This window comes from Streptomyces sp. NPDC058678, from assembly GCF_042714835.1.
GTDB lineage: Bacteria > Actinomycetota > Actinomycetes > Streptomycetales > Streptomycetaceae > Streptomyces.
The window spans coordinates 20,046-36,067 of the sequence record NZ_JBHXSG010000045.1; the positions used below are offsets into that span (position 1 = coordinate 20,046).

At 69.8% G+C, this 16,022-nt stretch carries 10 protein-coding genes; 7 read left to right on the forward strand and 3 right to left on the reverse strand.

All coding sequences use genetic code 11. The annotated features are described in order from the left end of the window. Positions 1-162: 162 nt before the first annotated feature. The 4 genes from ACFWWR_RS32865 to ACFWWR_RS32880 all read left to right on the forward strand — a co-directional run bounded on the left by ACFWWR_RS32865 (position 163) and on the right by ACFWWR_RS32880 (position 6,413). Positions 163-3,477: a CHAT domain-containing protein gene (locus tag ACFWWR_RS32865; protein WP_384307081.1), complete on the forward strand. Its 3,315-nt coding sequence runs from the start codon at positions 163-165 to the stop codon at positions 3,475-3,477. A gap of 56 nt (positions 3,478-3,533) precedes the next feature. Next, positions 3,534-4,208, forward strand: a complete 675-nt coding sequence (locus ACFWWR_RS32870; protein ID WP_383864160.1) for a DUF402 domain-containing protein — start codon at positions 3,534-3,536, stop codon at positions 4,206-4,208. 67 nt (positions 4,209-4,275) lie between these two features. Then, a complete protein-coding gene (locus ACFWWR_RS32875; protein ID WP_384307083.1) occupies positions 4,276-5,061 on the forward strand; it encodes a hypothetical protein in 786 nt (261 codons plus the stop codon). After that, positions 5,058-6,413 (forward strand): alpha/beta hydrolase, encoded by a 1,356-nt coding sequence (locus ACFWWR_RS32880; protein ID WP_383864154.1) that lies wholly within the window; start codon positions 5,058-5,060, stop codon positions 6,411-6,413. The genes ACFWWR_RS32875 and ACFWWR_RS32880 overlap by 4 nt, the downstream gene beginning before the upstream one ends. Positions 6,414-6,471: 58 nt before the next feature. On the opposite strand, the gene ACFWWR_RS32885 is transcribed toward ACFWWR_RS32880, so the two are convergent. The 3 genes from ACFWWR_RS32885 to ACFWWR_RS32895 form a co-directional block, all read right to left on the reverse strand. Then, on the reverse strand, positions 6,472-7,965 hold the full coding sequence (locus tag ACFWWR_RS32885) for a family 43 glycosylhydrolase (protein WP_384307085.1): 1,494 nt from the start codon (positions 7,963-7,965) through the stop codon (positions 6,472-6,474). Then, positions 7,962-11,252: a discoidin domain-containing protein gene (locus tag ACFWWR_RS32890; RefSeq protein ID WP_384307088.1), complete on the reverse strand. Its 3,291-nt coding sequence runs from the start codon at positions 11,250-11,252 to the stop codon at positions 7,962-7,964. The genes ACFWWR_RS32885 and ACFWWR_RS32890 overlap by 4 nt, the downstream gene beginning before the upstream one ends. Before the next feature lie 185 nt (positions 11,253-11,437). Then, a complete protein-coding gene (locus ACFWWR_RS32895; RefSeq protein WP_383864146.1) occupies positions 11,438-12,466 on the reverse strand; it encodes a LacI family DNA-binding transcriptional regulator in 1,029 nt (342 codons plus the stop codon). Positions 12,467-12,749: 283 nt separating this feature from the next. Between ACFWWR_RS32895 and ACFWWR_RS32900 the strand changes: the two genes are divergently transcribed. The 3 genes from ACFWWR_RS32900 (at position 12,750) to ACFWWR_RS32910 (ending at position 15,992) form a co-directional block, all read left to right on the forward strand. Further along, positions 12,750-14,063, forward strand: a complete 1,314-nt coding sequence (locus tag ACFWWR_RS32900) for an ABC transporter substrate-binding protein (RefSeq protein WP_384307091.1) — start codon at positions 12,750-12,752, stop codon at positions 14,061-14,063. A gap of 130 nt (positions 14,064-14,193) precedes the next feature. Continuing rightward, positions 14,194-15,156, forward strand: a complete 963-nt coding sequence (locus ACFWWR_RS32905; protein WP_384307094.1) for a carbohydrate ABC transporter permease — start codon at positions 14,194-14,196, stop codon at positions 15,154-15,156. Between the two features lie 14 nt (positions 15,157-15,170). Further along, positions 15,171-15,992, forward strand: coding sequence for a carbohydrate ABC transporter permease (locus ACFWWR_RS32910; RefSeq protein ID WP_383864138.1), 822 nt, complete (start codon positions 15,171-15,173; stop codon positions 15,990-15,992). The last annotated feature ends 30 nt before the right edge of the window (positions 15,993-16,022 follow it).

The window sequence follows — 16,022 nt, forward strand, 5'->3', positions numbered from 1 at the left end:
AAACGGCTCGCTTCCGTTCGCGCGCGGGCCCGTTGGCCCCACGAGTCGATGACCGTCCACATCTGAACCGTTTCGCTGCACGGCTCGCTCTGTGCAGTGTAGGCAATACGAAGGGTAGCCATCCGGGGGACAGGAAATGCGACAGGACGGCAGGGCACACACATGACGGGTCCCGAACCCGAGGACTTCGACGGGCCGAATCAGCAGTCTCTCAGCGAACTGCTGGACGCGTATGGGCGCACGGACGACCTCGGCATCCTCCGGGAGATCGTCCGCGTACTGAGGAGAGCCGCCACGGCCCCCGAGGCGCGCGACACCCTCCCCTTCCAGCTGACCGGTGCTCTGCAGAACCTGTTCGCGCGCACCGGCGAGATAGCGCTGCTGGTCGAGGCCGTCGAGACCGGCAGAGCGGCGAGGATCCGCGACGCGGCGGCGGGCCGGCCGTCGCACGTCGCCCTGCTGTCGAATCTCGGAGCGGCCCTGGAGGAACTCCACCAGCGCCAGGGCGGCACCGACTTGCTGGCCGAAGCCGTCGGCGTGAACCGCGAGGCCGTACGACGCTCCGATCCGGGTGACCGCAACCGGCCGGGTCGCATGGCCAACCTGTGCAACTCCCTGCACTCGCTGTACCGCGAGACCACCAGCGAACGCGCCGCGTTGGACGAGGCGGTGACGGTGGGCCGGGAGGCGGAGGCGCTCACCCGGGGTCGGCGGGACACCGTGCGCGCGTTCGTGACGGGCAACCTGCAGAACGCCCTGGTGTCCCTGTTCGAACGAACCGATGAGAGCGGCCTGGCGGACGAGGCGACCAGGATGGGGACGGAGACGATCGCGACCTTCGCCGCCGAGGACCCGCGCCGAGCGGTCGCCCTGTCCAACCACGCCGGCGCACTGCGGGCGCTCGCCGCGCGCACCGGCGACCGCGCGCTGATGGACGCCTCGCTCACGGCGGCGAGGGAGGCGGTGGAAACCGTCGGCGACGACCGCCTGGACCGCCTCCTGTGCCTGACCGGCCTCGCCGCCTCCCTGCGTCTGCTGTACAGCAACACCGGCGACGACGCATGCCTCGAGGAGTATGTCCGGCACACCGTCACCGCCGCACGCGAGGCGACGGACGGGCCCATGGCCGCGACCGTGCTCGGGGATCTGTGCCTCGCGCTCCGGCTGCGCCATGACCGGGACGGCGACCTGCAATCCCTGCTGTGGGCAGTGGATGCGGGCCGCCGCGCCGTGGCGGCCACCACACAGGGGCAGGCACACGGCGTCGTGGTCATCAACCGACTGGTCAACGCCCTCCACCTGCTCGCGACACACGAACAGGACCCCGAACCGCTGGCCGAGGCCGTCACGCTGGCACGGCTCGCCGTCACCTGCTGTCCACCCGACCATCCCCACCACGCCGGAAACCTGTACGACCTCGCCCGACTGCTGCTGGAGACGGCTCGGACCAGCCCGGACCCCGCGCCGGCGCGGGAGGCCGTCGACATCTGCCGTTCGGCCGTGGCCGCGCTGGACGACGACAACCCGGACATGGCCGGTGCGCTGCTGAACCTGTCCCAAGCGCTGTGCGCATTGTGGCCGGACGACCAGGCGGCGGAGCCGGGCACCGTGACGCAGCTGGAGGAGGCGGTGACGCTGGCGCGCGCAGCGGTGACGATGTTGCCCGCGGAGTCCACCCTGATGCCCGCCGCTGTCCGTACGCTCGGGCAGGCCCTTTTCGCTCTCGGCGGCGCCCATCCCGACCGGACCCGAGGGCGCGCGGCCCTCGAAGAGGCGCACGACGAACTGACGGAACGTGTCGCCGCACGCCATGAGGCGAGGGCGAAGGACCGCATCGCGGCAGCACGGCTGGCCGGCCGGGCGGCCCACCTGGCCGGGAACCACACCGACGCCCTCGCCGCCTTCGAGCGGGCCGTCGACCTGCTGCCGAGGATCGCGCCCCGCGAACTCCTGCGCGAGGACCGGGAATCCGGCCTCGGAGCGGTGGCCGGGCTGGCAGCGGAGGCGGCGGGGGCCGCCACCGCCGCAGGACAGCCCGGACGTGCCCTGGAACTGCTGGAGCAGTCACGCGCGCTGCTTCAATCGGAACTGGTGGGAACCCGGACCGCTCTGGACACGCTGGCGGATCGTGAACCGGGCCTGGCCGAGGAGTTCCGCGGCCTCCGGTCCCGCACTCGAGCGGCGGAAGGCCTCCTTCCCTCGACCACCGGCCCCGGTCTCGATCCCGCCCTCTCCGACCGGGCGGCCGCCCGGTGGCGCAAGGAACTGGCGGACCACTGGACGGATCTGTTGGCCCGCATCAGGCGCTCGCACGACGACTTCGCACGCTTTCTGCTGCCGCCCGCGCTCGCCGAACTGCGGGCGCAGGCCGCCGAGGGCCCCGTCGTCACGGTCTACGCGGGCCCGTTACGCAGCGACGCGCTCGTCCTGCGGCCCGAAGGTGACCGGCCGGTCGACGTCGTCGAACTGGCCGGACTCTCATGGGAACGAGCGCTGAACCTGGTGGTGCGGCTGCGGTCGGCCTGCACACGGATCTACGGCGAACCGAGCTATGGCGGCCGATGGACGGCGCAGCGGGATCTGGGGAGGGTACTCGGGGATCTGTGGGACACGGTCGCGTCGCCCGTGATGGACGCCTGCGGCATGAGTGTCCCGCCGCCCGAGGGAACCGCCCTGCCCAGGCTGTGGTGGTGTCCGGTGGGCATCATGGCCTTCCTCCCGTTGCACGCGGCCGAGCAGTACGACGAGGCCGGGAGCGGTCCCTCGGTACTCGACCGAGCGGTCACCTCATACACGCCCACCATCGGGGCGCTGGCGCACGCACGCCGGGCGGCCGGCCCTGACGGAGGGCCGCCCGCCGACGAACACTGCGAAGGCGGCACACTGATCGTCGGACTGCCGAACACACCGGGCGCGTCCGCCCTGCCCTCTGCCGAAGAGGAATGCGCCGCCCTGGAGCGCCTCCTCCCCGACGCGACGCCCCTGTACGGCCCGGCCGCCACCCATGACGCGGTGACGGCGGCCATGTGCCACAGCTTTGTTGCCCACTTCGTCTGCCACGGGGTCAGCGACCTACGCGGCAGGGGCTACAGCAGACTGCTTCTCCACGACCACCAGGAGCGTGCGTTCACCGTGGCCGACGTCGCCCGACTCGACATCCCTCACGCGGACCTCGCCTACCTCTCGGCCTGCGAAACCACCGACACCGCGCCGAGGTTCGCCGACGAGGCGCTGCACATCACGGCAGCCTTCCAGACCGCCGGGTATCGCAGCGTCATCGGCAGCCTGTGGAAGATCCAGGGCTCCTCCGGCACACGCATCGCCGCGACCGTCTACGCGCAGCTGACCTCGCAGGGCACCGCACCACCGCAGCCCACCGCCTCGGCCCGGGCACTGCACACAGCAGTCCTCGCTGTCAGGGCCGGGAGTCCGCGGACGCCCGGCCTCTGGGCGGCCCATGTGCACTTCGGCCGGTGACGCGGGGGGCGAGGCGGTGCCTGTCGCCTCAATGCCCCCGGGACAAAGGAGGACCAGTGCGCATCTTCGAGGCAGGGCAGACGGTCGTACGGCGCGACGTGCATCGCTCCGGGCGGGTGTGGAGCGAGCAGGCCCTGCGGGTCGTCGCCGACACGAGCGAGGCTCTGGTGACCGCCTGTGCTCCGGGTGCGGAGGCCCGCTGGCCGGCCCTGTACGCCAAGGCCCGCGCCGACGGCGACCGCTCGGTGCGTACCGACGCGTTCGACGCGATGGCCACGGGGGAGTGGGACCTCTCTCCCGGGTCGTGGCAGGACACCGAGCTGCTGCTGTGGAAGCCGCCGGCCTCATGGTTCAGCGTCAACGCCTTCTACACGCCCGCCGGACTGCGGAACTGGTACGTGAACTTCGAGCACCCCACGGTCCGGACCGTCGACGGGTTCGACACCTTCGACCTGGCTGTGGACCTGGTCGTCGACCCCGATCTGACCACCCTCAGGTGGAAGGACGAAGACGAGTACGCCCATGTGCGCCGGCTGGGCATCGTCACCGACACCGAGCACCAGGCCGTGGACGCCGCCCGCGCCCAGGCCCTGGCGATGATCGAGGAACGCTCCGGCCCCTTCGCGGAGGCCGACGCCTGGGCCGTCTGGAGGTGGGACCCGGCTTGGCCGACTCCGCGTCTGCCGCGATCCGCACCGGCCGCGGAAAGGGCTGCGCCGACAAGGAGTTGAACACTGGACCTCCTTATACGAGAGACGCGCTGTGTGCTCGTTGTGACGGGTGTTGCAGACTGACCGCATGACTCGCATGAGGAAGGTCGCCGCCGCTCTGCTAGCCGCATCGGCCGCGCTGCTCGCGATACCCCCCACCGCCTCCGCCTCCACCACCCCCACCCCGCACACCGCCCTCTTCAGGGAGAGTTTCGACCGTCTCCCTCTCGGCCCGGTGACCGCGGGCCGCGGGTGGACCGCCGACACCGCCGACGGTTCGCTGACCGTCGAGCCCAGCACCACCGGCCACGGCCGCGAACTACGGCTGCACACGGAGGGCAACGGCCGTGCCTTCATGGTCCTGTCCGACCTCGCTCCCCGTGGCAACAGTTTCTGGGCCCGGCTGCGGCTGCGTGTGAACGAGTTCCCGACGGCCCCGGACTGGGCCCACTGGACCATCGCGGAGGCATCCGGCTCCGATGTCCCCACGCTGGTACGCCCGTTGGGCGGTCAGTACGTTCCCACCTCGGGGGCCAATTTCTGGGGGGCCGGCTCCGATCTGGGCACCACCGGGGACTGGACCGCCTGGAAGACCTCCGCCCCCGCCACCGCCGCCACCTGGCAGTGCGTCGAGTTCCACCTCGACGCGAGTGACAACCGCGTCACCGTCTACCTGGACGGGGCGGAGCAGTCCGAGTTGACGGTGTCCACGAAGGAACACGGCGGCACGGCCGGCGACTTCGTCTTCCCGCACTTCGACACACTCAAGCTGGGGTGGCAGTTGTACCAGTCCGAGCCCACGCCGTCGTCGTACGACGTCCGCATGGACGACGTGGCGCTGAGCAGCGAGCGGGTCGGCGGGTGCGCCTCATGACGCAACCCCTGTCCCGCAGAGCGGTGTTGGGCGGGATGGTCGGCGGGCTCGCCCTCACGTCCCTGCCCGCCGGCCCGGCCGTCGCCGCAGGGCGGGACCGCGAGCCGTACGTCCCACTCGCGGTGGCCGGCGGGGGCGGCCCGGCGGGATCGGACCGGGTCCATGTGCTCAAGGTCGGTCCGGACACGGCACACACGGTGGTGGTGCTGGTTCCGGGGATGTTCGGGGCGGCGGGCGACTTCCGCCTGCTCGCCCGGGACCTCGTCCAGGCGGTGCCCGGTGTGCAGGTGTGGGCGTTCGACCGACGTGAGGAGAACCTGGCGGACCGCTCGGGGTTCACCACCGCGGACCCCGTCGGGTACTACCTGGACGGCCACTACCGGTCCCAGGACCCCGCAGCCTCCACCTTCGCCGCCCGGTGGGGCCTTGCCCGCACCGTGGAGGACCTGCGCACGGTCGTGGCTGCTGCGGCCCGCGGCGGCCGGCGGCGGGTGGTGCTCGGCGGCCACTCCTGGGGCGCGACCACCGCGATGGCCTACGCCGCCTGGGACTTCGACGGCCGCCCCGGATACCGGGACCTCACCGCGCTCGTACTTGTCGACGGTGGGGTCCACGGGGCGTTCGGGGGGACGGGACAGCCGGTGCGCAACTCACCGGAGGAGGTGCGGGAGCGGCTGGCTGCCATCGAGGGCGGGGCGGTGTTCGACATGACCCTGAGCGGGGTCGGGCTGGGCGGCCGGACGGAGAGCACACAGATCTGGTACCAGCTCGCGGGTTGGTACGCACACCGCGACCCGGACGGCCGCTCGGTCCTCCAGCCCCGGATGCCCGACGCGCTGCGGCCGCCGGTTCCGGTCACCAACGCCGGTCTGCTGGGCACCCTGGTGGACGCCGGATTCGGCTGGCCCAACGACATCAGCGTCCACTCGGGGCATCTTGCCGACGGTGGTGAGGCGCGCGGCTGGGTCGACACGGGCATCACGCCCATCAGCCGTGTCGCGGCGGCGTACGCGGGTGGCCCGGAGCCGGCCGTGTGGGAGTGGTACTGGCCGTCCCGGCTGTCGGTGGACCTCGACGTCGTCGATCCCTACGCCGACACCGACCTGGCACGCTCACTGGGGCTGCGGCTGCGGCACACCGGGGGCCTGGACGTTCCGCTCTACGCCTTCGAGACGAGCTACGCGAAGGGGACGATCGTGTCGTCCGCGCGTGAGGTCGTGGCCAACTCCCGTATTCCTTACGGGGAATACGCGGCGGACGACGGGATGAACCATCTCGACCCGCTGTTCGCCGACGTGCGGCACAACACCCTGACCCACACCCTCGCACCGTTCCTCACCGGACTGCGCTGAGGAGTGACGACGGGCATCGGCGGGGCATCGCACGGATGCCCCGCCGATGACGGGTGAGCTATTCCCCCGACGGGGAGGTCAGCGGGACGCCCAGGGCGACGGGTGTGCCGAAGTTCGGTGTGCCGTCGGCGTTCCACGTGAATTTCTGCGCCCTGGTGCTGCGGTTCATGTCGCAGCCCCCGCTCGCCGAGTTGTTGGCGTGGTACACCATCCAGTCCTCGGTCCCGTCGGGCGACTTGAAGAAGCCGTTGTGGCCGGGACCGTACACGCCGGCCGCGTTGGACCGCTGGAAGACAGGGTTCGGTGACTTGACCCAGGAGGAGGAACTCAGTGGGTCGCCGCCGTTGTAAGTGAGCATCCCCAGTTTGTAGTCGGGCGTCGAGCAGTGGCTCGCGGAGTAGACGATGAAGGTCTTGCCGCCCCGCTGGAGGACCTCGGCCCCTTCGTTGACCGCGCCGCCCACCGTCTCCCAGCTGTAGGTCGGGGTGGACAGGACTCGTCGGGTCCCGCCGGCGGTCCACGGGTTCGACAGCGGGCGTATGAACATGGGCTGGGAGCCGTTGTAGTAGGTGCCGAGAAGGTAGAGCCGACCGTCGAGCTGAAGGATGCCCGGGTCCAGCTCCCAGGTGTTGTCCTGGGTGGGGTCGAGCAGGTCGGCCTTGAAGCTGTAGGGGCCCATCGGGTCCAGGCCGGCGCTCTCGAGGACGTGGATGCGCTGGGTGCCCAGGTCGTACGGTTCCCTCCCGGCCGTGTAGTAGAAGTACCACCGCTTCCCGTTCGGGCCTTCGAGCAGGTGGAACTCCGGGGCCCACATGGTGCCCGCCCCGTTGGGCCGGGTCAGGTTGAAGATCACCTGGTCGGTGGCCGTGGCCAGCCCGGCCAGCGTCGGGGCCTTGCGCATGGTGATCGTCGAGTTCCAGGTAGTCGTGGCCAGGTAGTAGAAGCCGTCGTGGTACGTCAGCCAGGGGTCCGGACCGTGCGCGGAGAGCGGGTTGGTGAACGTGTTCGGGTTCGTGCCGCCGCCGGTGAAGCCGGGCAGGCGCCACACCCTGCCGTTCGCGGCGGCGCACGGCAGTTGCACCAGGTTGGTGTTCGAGGCCGAGGAACCGCCGCTCGGGGCGACGCACTTGCCGGAGCCGACGGAAACCAGGTTGAAGGTCTTGTCGGTGCCGGTGACCGGCACGGGGACGAGCCGCCACTGCTGGTTGGTCGCGCCGTGGCAGGGCCACTGGATGATCGCCGCGTTGTCCGCCGTGGACGCGCCGGAGACGTCGACGCACTGCCCGGACTGGGTGGTGACCGTGTACGTGTCGGTCGTTCCCGCGACCAGGGTGTAGCCGAAGCTCTGGTTGGCGCCGGAGCCGCAGGTGAAGGCGCGCAGCTGGGTGCCGTTGGCCGACGAACCACCCGGTAGGTCAAGGCAGTTGGCGCCGTTCTGGTTCACTCCCGTCGACGTGAACGCGACGGCGGCGGACGCGGGCGGCGCCACGAGGAAGGCGACCGCCACGGTGAGCAGGGCGAGGATCGCGGAAAGACATCTGGAACGGGTCACGGGCCGTACACCTTTGCTTCGAGGAGGCCGACGGAGTTCGTGCCGTTGCTCGTGAGCAACACCCGCAGTCGCGTGGTGTTCGTGGCGGTGAAAGTGACGCTGTTGTACTGGTTCTTGGCCAGGGGGTAGCCGCTCGCACCGGGCACGTCGACGTAGGCGCCGCCGTCCCAGTACTGGAGCTTCCACGCGGTGGGCATGTCGATGCCCTGGTCGTCGTCGAAGAAGTACAGCTCGGCCCTGTTCAGGGTTTTCGCCGACGGCCAGGTCAGCTCGGCCCACTGCTGGCCGGTCTCGGGCCACGTTCCCCAGCGCGGGTTGACGGTGTCGTTGGACGACGGCGGATCCAGGCCGTCGTTGAGCGCGGTGACGCTCTCCCAGGGGGAGGTGTAGGACGCGGACGCCGTGGCGGACGTCGCCTGGTTGGCCGGTGGCTGGATGCCGCCCCGGTTGAAGACCTTGACCTCGGTGAGGCCGGTCTTGGCTCCGGAGGCGTTGGTCGCCAGGACGCGTATGCGCTGGGCGCTGATCGCCGGGAACCGCACCAGGTTGTAGTTGGCCCGTGGCGCTGCCGGGCTCTTGGTCTGGCCGGGCACGTTCACCCACGAACTGCCGTTGTAGGACTGGACGGTGTACGCTGAGGGGGCCCGGTAGGTGGTGCTCGCCGGCCGGCTGTCCTTGAAGTACAGGCGCACCTCGTCGAGCGTCCGGGCCGTGCCGAGGTTCAGCTCGTACCAGTCCTGGCCGTTGGGGGAGCCGCCCGCGCCCCAGAACGGCTCGTTGGTGGGGTAGCCGTCGACCGCGCCCGTGACGTTGCTGCCGGAACCGGTGTGGGAGGCGGACACGGTCGCACCGGAGGCGAGGTTGGTGAGGTCGGCGGTCAGGTCGACGCCGGCCTTGGCGAGCATGTCGACCATCCGGGGGCTGTTCTGGACGACCTGCCGGGGAGCTTTCAGCCCGGCGACGGCCGTGTGGTGGGTGACCGTGCCGCTGGTCGTCACGTCTCCGGTGGCCGGATCCCACGTGAAGGGCACCAGCGAGCTGACGGTCGCGGCTCTGCTGCCGTTGACGTAGATCGAGTAGCCCTCCGGGACGCCGGGGTAGCGCACCACACCGTCGGCAGGGTCGTCCCAGACGACGGACAGGTCGGCGCCCCGGTAGCGGAGGTTGTTGACGGTGAAGTGGCTCCAGCCGATGTCGATGGGGGAGAGCTCGACCTTGGCGTCGTTGCGGGGCCGCAGGCCGGCCACGTCCTCGATCACCGTCCAGTTGCTGCTGCCCAGGATGTTGTGGTGGATCCAGGAGCGGTAGTCGATCGAGCTGCCGTTCCAGTCGGCCCAGAACTCGTTGGCGTCGGGCCACTGGGTGTTGCCGCCGATGTACTGCGCCCAGGTGTTCCAGTAGAGGAGCTTCTTGTAGTCGGTCGCGTTCATCCAGGAGTTGGGGTAGTTGCGCAGCACGGAGGAGTAGAGCCGGAACTGGACGGTGGAGTTGATGGTGGAGAAGTTGTTGGAGCCGGGTTCCCCGGCGTCGGCCGCCGCCTTCTTGTCGACCTGGTTGGCCGTGTAGAAGGGGAAGATCGGGTACTGGGCCGGGTCGTCGTACAGGCGCAGCGCCTGCTTGTACGTCGCGGTGTCGGGTACGGCTCCCACGGAGAACGGGTAGTAGTTGTTGATCTCCTTCCAGGGCACCCACTCGTTGGTCGACTTCAGCCGGTGCTCGAACAACTGCCGGCTGGGGTTCCACAGCACGTTGACGATGGCGTCCTTGATCTGCGTCGCGAGCGTGTGCATCTCGGTGGCCTTGGCCGTGTTGCCGATCGTCTCGTAGGCCTGCGCGGCCGCCGTCGCGCCGCTGTACTGGTAGGCGGACTCGGCGCGGTCCATGGTGCCGGGCTTCCAGTGGAAGGAGACCGCGTCGGCGTCGTTGCCGGTGAGGGCGCCCCAGTCGTACTCGATGAGCTTGTTGTTGTCGTGGTCGTAGTGGGCGAGTTGGCCCTTGACGTCACCCTCGGCGTAGTGGGCGAGGTTGGCGGCTATGGCCGGCTGGCCGCCGTGGATCTGGTAGCTCTTCCACGCCGCCTCGGCGATGTACTGGGTGTAGCTGTTGGACCAGTTCTCCGGGTCACCGGGGTTGTCCAGGAAACGGCCGCCCTTGGAGGTCTGGCCGACGCCGATCCAGTCGCCGTACGCGTAGGCGGGATCGCGCAGGTACTTGAGGTCGTCGATGTGCATGGGCTGGGTGAGCGCGATCGCGTTGTTGTAGCCGAGGACGCCCTCGGTCGAGGTCGGGAACTGGAAGGTCTGGCCGGGGATGTCGGCGTCGAGGTTGTTGAAGCGCATCAGCCACCAGCGGTAGTAGATGTTCTTCTTGATGGCGGGCTCGGGCACGTCGATGTAGGGCACGTTCTGCGCCCACCACAGGTTGTAGGCCTTCACGTGGGTGGCGAACGCGGTCGCGGGGGAGTGGCCCGCGTAGGCGTTGTACTCCGTCAGGGACGCGGGGATCTCGTCGGTGACGAAGCCCATCACCACTTTGGCGGTCACGGTGGCCCCGGCCGCGATCGTCACCGACCGGTTGAGCCCGCCGCTCGAAACGGTGAATCCGTCGCCGGTGAGCCGTGGGCGGATGGTGGTGAGGTTGTTGTACGCGTTCACCTGGCCGGTGAGCTCGCTGCCGGTGCCCGTGGTGGCGTACGGGGAAGTCGCCCGTATCTGCAGCGTGGTGGAGGCGGAGCCGTTGTTCTTGATCGACAGGTTGGTCACGGCGACGTTGTTGTCGGTGAGGAACTTGGTCTGGTCGACGGTGACCGAGCCGCTGGTGTGCACGCTCTTCCAGTGGCTGGGCGTCTGCCGGCGCTGGGAGACCTGTTCGGTGAACGTGCCCGGGCTGAGTGCCACGGTGTAGGCGTTGTTGTCGCTGATGCTCTCCCAGTAGGCGACGTGGCCGCCGAAGCCGAGCACCGCGGGGTTGTGCGTCTTCATGAACAGCGCGCGGCCGCGGCTCATCAGCCAGGGGCCGGCCGGGTCGTCGCCGGAGCGGGCCAGCAGGCGGTCCATCCAGAAGTCGGTCCCCGAACTCTCCGCGTCGTAGATGCTCCGCATCATGTCGCCCGGGGTGTAGGCGACGGGAGGGGCCGGGATCGCGGGTCCGCCGAAGGTGGGGAACCCGATGGTCTGCGCGGCGCTCGCCGGAGTCGCGGTGAGGACGGAACAGACGCTGAGCACCAAGGCGACGAGGAGGCACCTCATGCGCCTGAGCCGTGGCAGAAGGGCGTGCGGTCTTCTCATCGGATGCTCCCTGTCCGGTTGACAACAGGCGTTCGCTCGCGATGGCGCCGGTGTTCATGAACCCGAGGAGTGCGAAAAGCGACCTAAAAGGTTTTCGCAACGTAGAAGCGAGCTGATGAAGTGTCAAGAGGGAGACATGAGAGGCAAATTGGTGACGGGAGCGGTTCAGGACACCAGTGAGTCGGTCAGGACAGCGGTGCCGTGGATCCCCTGATCACCAGGCGGCAGGGCAGGGCCTCGACTCCCGAGCGTCGCACCCCGGCGATCGCCGTGAACAAGGCGCGAGCGGCCGTCCGCCCGACCTGCTCCAGGTTCATGTCGATACTGGTCAGCGGCGGCCGGGAAGCGGAGGTCAGGACCTGCCAGTTGTCGAAGCCCATGACCGCCACGTCCTCCGGCACCCGGTGCCCGCGCTCGCGCAGCACCTCGATGACGCCGCGCGCGATCTGATCGCTGCCGCACAGCACGGCGTCCACGTCGGGGTGCTGATCCAGCAGCATCGCGGTGGCCGCCCGCCCCCACCCCTCCGACCACGCACCGAACCGCGGTTCGCCGACCAGGGCGAGCCCGGCACCGGCGAGCGCGGTCCGGGCTCCTTCGGCCCGCTCCCGCGCCGCGAGGTACCCGGGGTCGCCGGTGATGTGCGCGATCCGGGTGCGGCCACACGCGATCAGATGCTCCACCGCCATGCGGCCGGCGTCGACGTTGTCGGGAACGATGGACAGATCATCCGGATCCTCCGACGGCGCGTACGCGTAGACCACGGGAACGGGCACTTCCCGGCCCAGGGAGGGGCGGGCATCGGTGCGGCTGCCCACGACGATGAGCCCGTCGACCCGGCGCCCGAGCAGTGCGCGCACGTGGTGCTGCTCGCGGATCGCGTCGCCGCGCGCGTCACACAGGAACACGGCGACCTCGCCCGCGCCGAAGGCGTCCTCCGCGCCCATCAGGATCGGGATGCTGAACCGGCCCTCCAGGTCGCTGGTGAGCAGGCCGACGGTGCCGGTCCGCCCCGCGAGCAGGCCACGGGCCACCTGATTGGGCTGGAACGACAGCCGCTCGGCCGCCTCGACCACCCGCTGTCGCGTCTCGGCGCGCACCTGACTGCGGCCGTTGAGGGCCTTGGACGCGGTGGCGATGGACACGCCCGCCAGCCGGGCCACGTCGCTGAGCGTGGAGGGCTGCGAACGAGAGGAACCGGCGGCCTGGGGCATGGGCGTTCTCCTGTCTCGCTGCGCGTGCCGAGGCCGTCGAGGATGGCACGTCGCACGTAAAACCGTACGCGAGTTGTTTCGGCCGAGGGGCGGTCGCGCGGCTTTCACAGGTTTCGGCAGGTCTCCTGGATCGGTTCTCTGCAGGGGGATTGACGGCCAGTCAGCCGGGTTCTACTTTTTTGAAATCCTTTTCGGCTCATTTCCGTCGAGTTCAGTGCCACCACATCCATCGTCCCGACCGGTCGGGCTGCCCGCGGCCCGCCGCCACACCAGGGGGATCGCCATGGGGAGTACGGCCGGACCACGTGGACGCATACACCGACTGGCCTCCGGGGCCCTCGCGTTGCTCGCCGCCGCGAGCCTGGTCACCGCGTGCGGGTCCGGGGACGGCGGTGCGGACGGCGAGGGAGGCGGAGCGGCCGACGTCAGGGGAGCCGACGACGGCACCACGCTGACCATGTGGACCCGCGCCGCGACCCGCCCGCAGAGCGAGGCCCTGGTCAAGGCGTACAACGCCAGCCACAAGAACAAGATCGAACTCACGGTCGTCCCCACCGACGACTACCAGGCCAAGGTCGGCGCCGCCGCCGGGTCCCGCGACCTTCCGGACCTCTTCGCCTCCGACGTGGTGTTCGTCCCGAACTACACCACCAGCCGCCTCTTCACCGACCTCACCGAACGCATCGACGCCCTGCCCTACGCCGAGCACCTGGCGCAGTCGCACATCAAGGCCGGTACGCACGAGGGCAAGAAGTACGTCGTGCCGCACACCCTCGACCTGTCGGTGCTCTTCTACAACAAGGACCTCTACCGCGAGGCGAAGCTCGACCCCGACAAGCCGCCCGCCACCCTGGCCGAGTGGGACCGGCAGGCCCGCGCCGTGGACGCACTGGGCGCAGGTGTCGACGGCACGTTCTTCGGCGGCAACTGCGGCGGCTGCGGCGTCTTCACCTGGTGGCCGTCCATCTGGGCCGCGGGCGAGGAGGTGATGAACGAGGAGGGCACCGAGGCCGCTCTAGCCTCCGACACCGCGAAGAAGGTCTACGAGACGTACCGCGGATGGGTGGACGACGAGATGGTGGCCCCCGGCGCACGCGACGAGACGGGCACCACCTGGACCGGGGTCTTCCCGAAGGGCAAGGTCGGCGTGATGCCCATGCCGTCCACCACGCTGGGCCTGATGCCCAAGAACCTCGACCTGGGCGTCGCACCCATCCCCGGCCCCGACGGCGGCAGGTCCACCTTCGTCGGCGGTGACGCCATCGGCATCTCCGCCACCAGCAAGTCGGCCGACCAGGCCTGGAACTTCCTGGCCTGGTCCCTGGGCGACAAGGCACAGGTCGAGGTGGTCGCCGCGCACAAGGACGTGGTGGCGCGCACCGATCTGGCCTCCAACAAGTACTCCAAGGCCGACCCGAGGCTGGTGACGATCAACGAGCTCGTCGCGGACGGCCGTACCCCGTACGCGTTGAAGTTCGGCCAGACCTTCAACGACCCCAACGGTCCCTGGCTCACCCTGATGCGCAACGCCGTCTTCGGTGACGGGGCGTCCGTCGACAAGGACAACGAGGCGGTCAGCGCCTCGCTGTCCGACTGACCGACACGACCGCTCATGCCGTCGACACGGGCGCTCACGTCATGGACACGCGTGCTCCGTAAAAGAGGAGAACCGCCCCGCACCTCGTACGGCAGACCCCTCGCACGTCATACGGCAGCAGAGGAGAGCCATGCAGCTGAAGGCGCCCGACCGGGCGGCCGCCGGGCACCGGCTGCGTCCGCCGCAGCCGGCGGGCCGGCACCCTGCCTCCACCGCCCTGTGGCACTCCCGCAAGGTCCAGGGCCTCGGCTACGCCGCCCCGACGGCCCTCTTCGTCGCGGTCTTCTTCCTGCTGCCCCTGCTGCTCGTCGGCGAGATGTCGCTCAACGACTGGCCGCTGCTCGCGGGTGACCAGGGCGGCAACGCTCCCGAGAACTACACCGACGTCACCGACAGCACCCTGTTCTGGCCCGCGGTCCGCTTCACGCTCCTCTACACCGTGATCGTGACGGTCGTCCTCCTCGCACTGGCCCTCCTCCTCGCCCTGCTGGTGCAGGAGGACCGCCCCGGCGCGGGCTTCTTCCGCACCGTCTACTTCCTGCCCGGCGCCCTGGGACTGGCCTCCGCCTCCCTGCTGTTCTGGGGCCTGTACAGCCCCACCACCGGCCCTCTCAGCCGCGTACCGGAAAGACTCGGCCTCGCCGACGATCCGGTGTCCTTCCTCGGCACCCCGACCTCCGCCCTGCTGTCGACGGTGTTCCTCGTCGTGTGGAAGTTCGCCGGCTTCTACATGCTCATCCTCCTCGTCGGTCTCCAGCGCATCCCCCACGAGGTGTACGAGGCGGCGCGCATGGACGGCGCGAGCCGCGGCCAGATCTTCCGCTCCATCACCCTGCCGCTCCTGCGACCGTCCCTCGCCCTGTCCCTGCTGCTCTGCGTGACCGGATCACTGCTCGCCTTCGACCAGTTCTTCATCCTCACCAAGGGCGGACCGGACAACAGCACCGTCACCATCGTGCAGTTGATCTACCGGGAGGCCTTCCAACGCCTGAACCTCGGCACCTCGGCAGCCCTCTCGATCATCGTGCTGGCCGCGCTGCTCCTGCTCAACGCCCTGCAGTTCCGCGGCCTGCGCCGCGCCGACGAAACCTGAGGAGGGACCCCACGGTGCTCACCCGAGCCCTCGGCCGGACACCCCACTACGTCGTCGCCGCCGGACTGGCCGTCATCTTCCTCTTCCCCCTGCTGTGGAACGCCTGGGCCTCCGTCAGCGCCCAGCCCGGCACCGCGCAGGAGTCCGGTTACGGGCTCGGCAACTACCGCACGCTGCTCGACTACGACGCCGGCCTGTGGCGTTATCTCCTCAACAGCACCCTCGTCTCGGCGCTCACCGTCGCCCTGACCCTCACCGTGTCCCTGCTGGGCGGCTACGCCTTCGCCCGCTTCGACTTCCCGGGCAAGAACCTGCTGTTCCTGCTGACGCTGGCCATCCTCATGGTCCCCTACGCCACCCTGCTCATCCCGCTCTACGTACTGCTCGGCAGGCTGCACCTGCAGAACTCGCTGATCGGGCTGAGTCTCGTCCTGGCCATGTTCCAACTGCCGTTCGCCACCTTCATGATGCGGATCTCCTTCGAGGCGGTACCGCGCGAACTGGAGGAGTCGGCCCTCGTCGACGGCTGCGGCACGGCGGGCGCACTGCGCCGGGTCCTGCTCCCGGCTGTCCGGCCGGGACTGATCACCGTGGGGCTCTTCGCCTTCCTCGCGGCCTGGAACGACTTCATCGCCCCGCTGATCCTCATATCCGACAGCGAGAAGGCACCCCTGCCGCTGGCCGTCGCGAACCTGCGCCAGCAGAGCATGGGCGCCGTCGACTACGGCGCCACCGAGGCGGGCGTGGTGGTCCTCGCCGTTCCCTGCCTCCTTCTCTTCCTGCTGCTGCAACGCCACTACGTACGGGGCTTCATGTCGGGCGCGCTCAAGGGCTGAACCTCATGACAGAGACGGACAACCGAAGGG

Coding starts and splice junctions, on each gene's coding strand:
- ACFWWR_RS32895 (WP_383864146.1), bottom strand. CDS start 12,466: ATGCCCCAGGCCGCCGGTTCCTCTCGTTCGCAGCCCTCCACGCTCAGC.
- ACFWWR_RS32865 (WP_384307081.1), top strand. CDS start 163: ATGACGGGTCCCGAACCCGAGGACTTCGACGGGCCGAATCAGCAGTCT.
- ACFWWR_RS32890 (WP_384307088.1), bottom strand. CDS start 11,252: ATGAGAAGACCGCACGCCCTTCTGCCACGGCTCAGGCGCATGAGGTGC.
- ACFWWR_RS32900 (WP_384307091.1), top strand. CDS start 12,750: ATGGGGAGTACGGCCGGACCACGTGGACGCATACACCGACTGGCCTCC.
- ACFWWR_RS32905 (WP_384307094.1), top strand. CDS start 14,194: ATGCAGCTGAAGGCGCCCGACCGGGCGGCCGCCGGGCACCGGCTGCGT.
- ACFWWR_RS32880 (WP_383864154.1), top strand. CDS start 5,058: ATGACGCAACCCCTGTCCCGCAGAGCGGTGTTGGGCGGGATGGTCGGC.
- ACFWWR_RS32875 (WP_384307083.1), top strand. CDS start 4,276: ATGACTCGCATGAGGAAGGTCGCCGCCGCTCTGCTAGCCGCATCGGCC.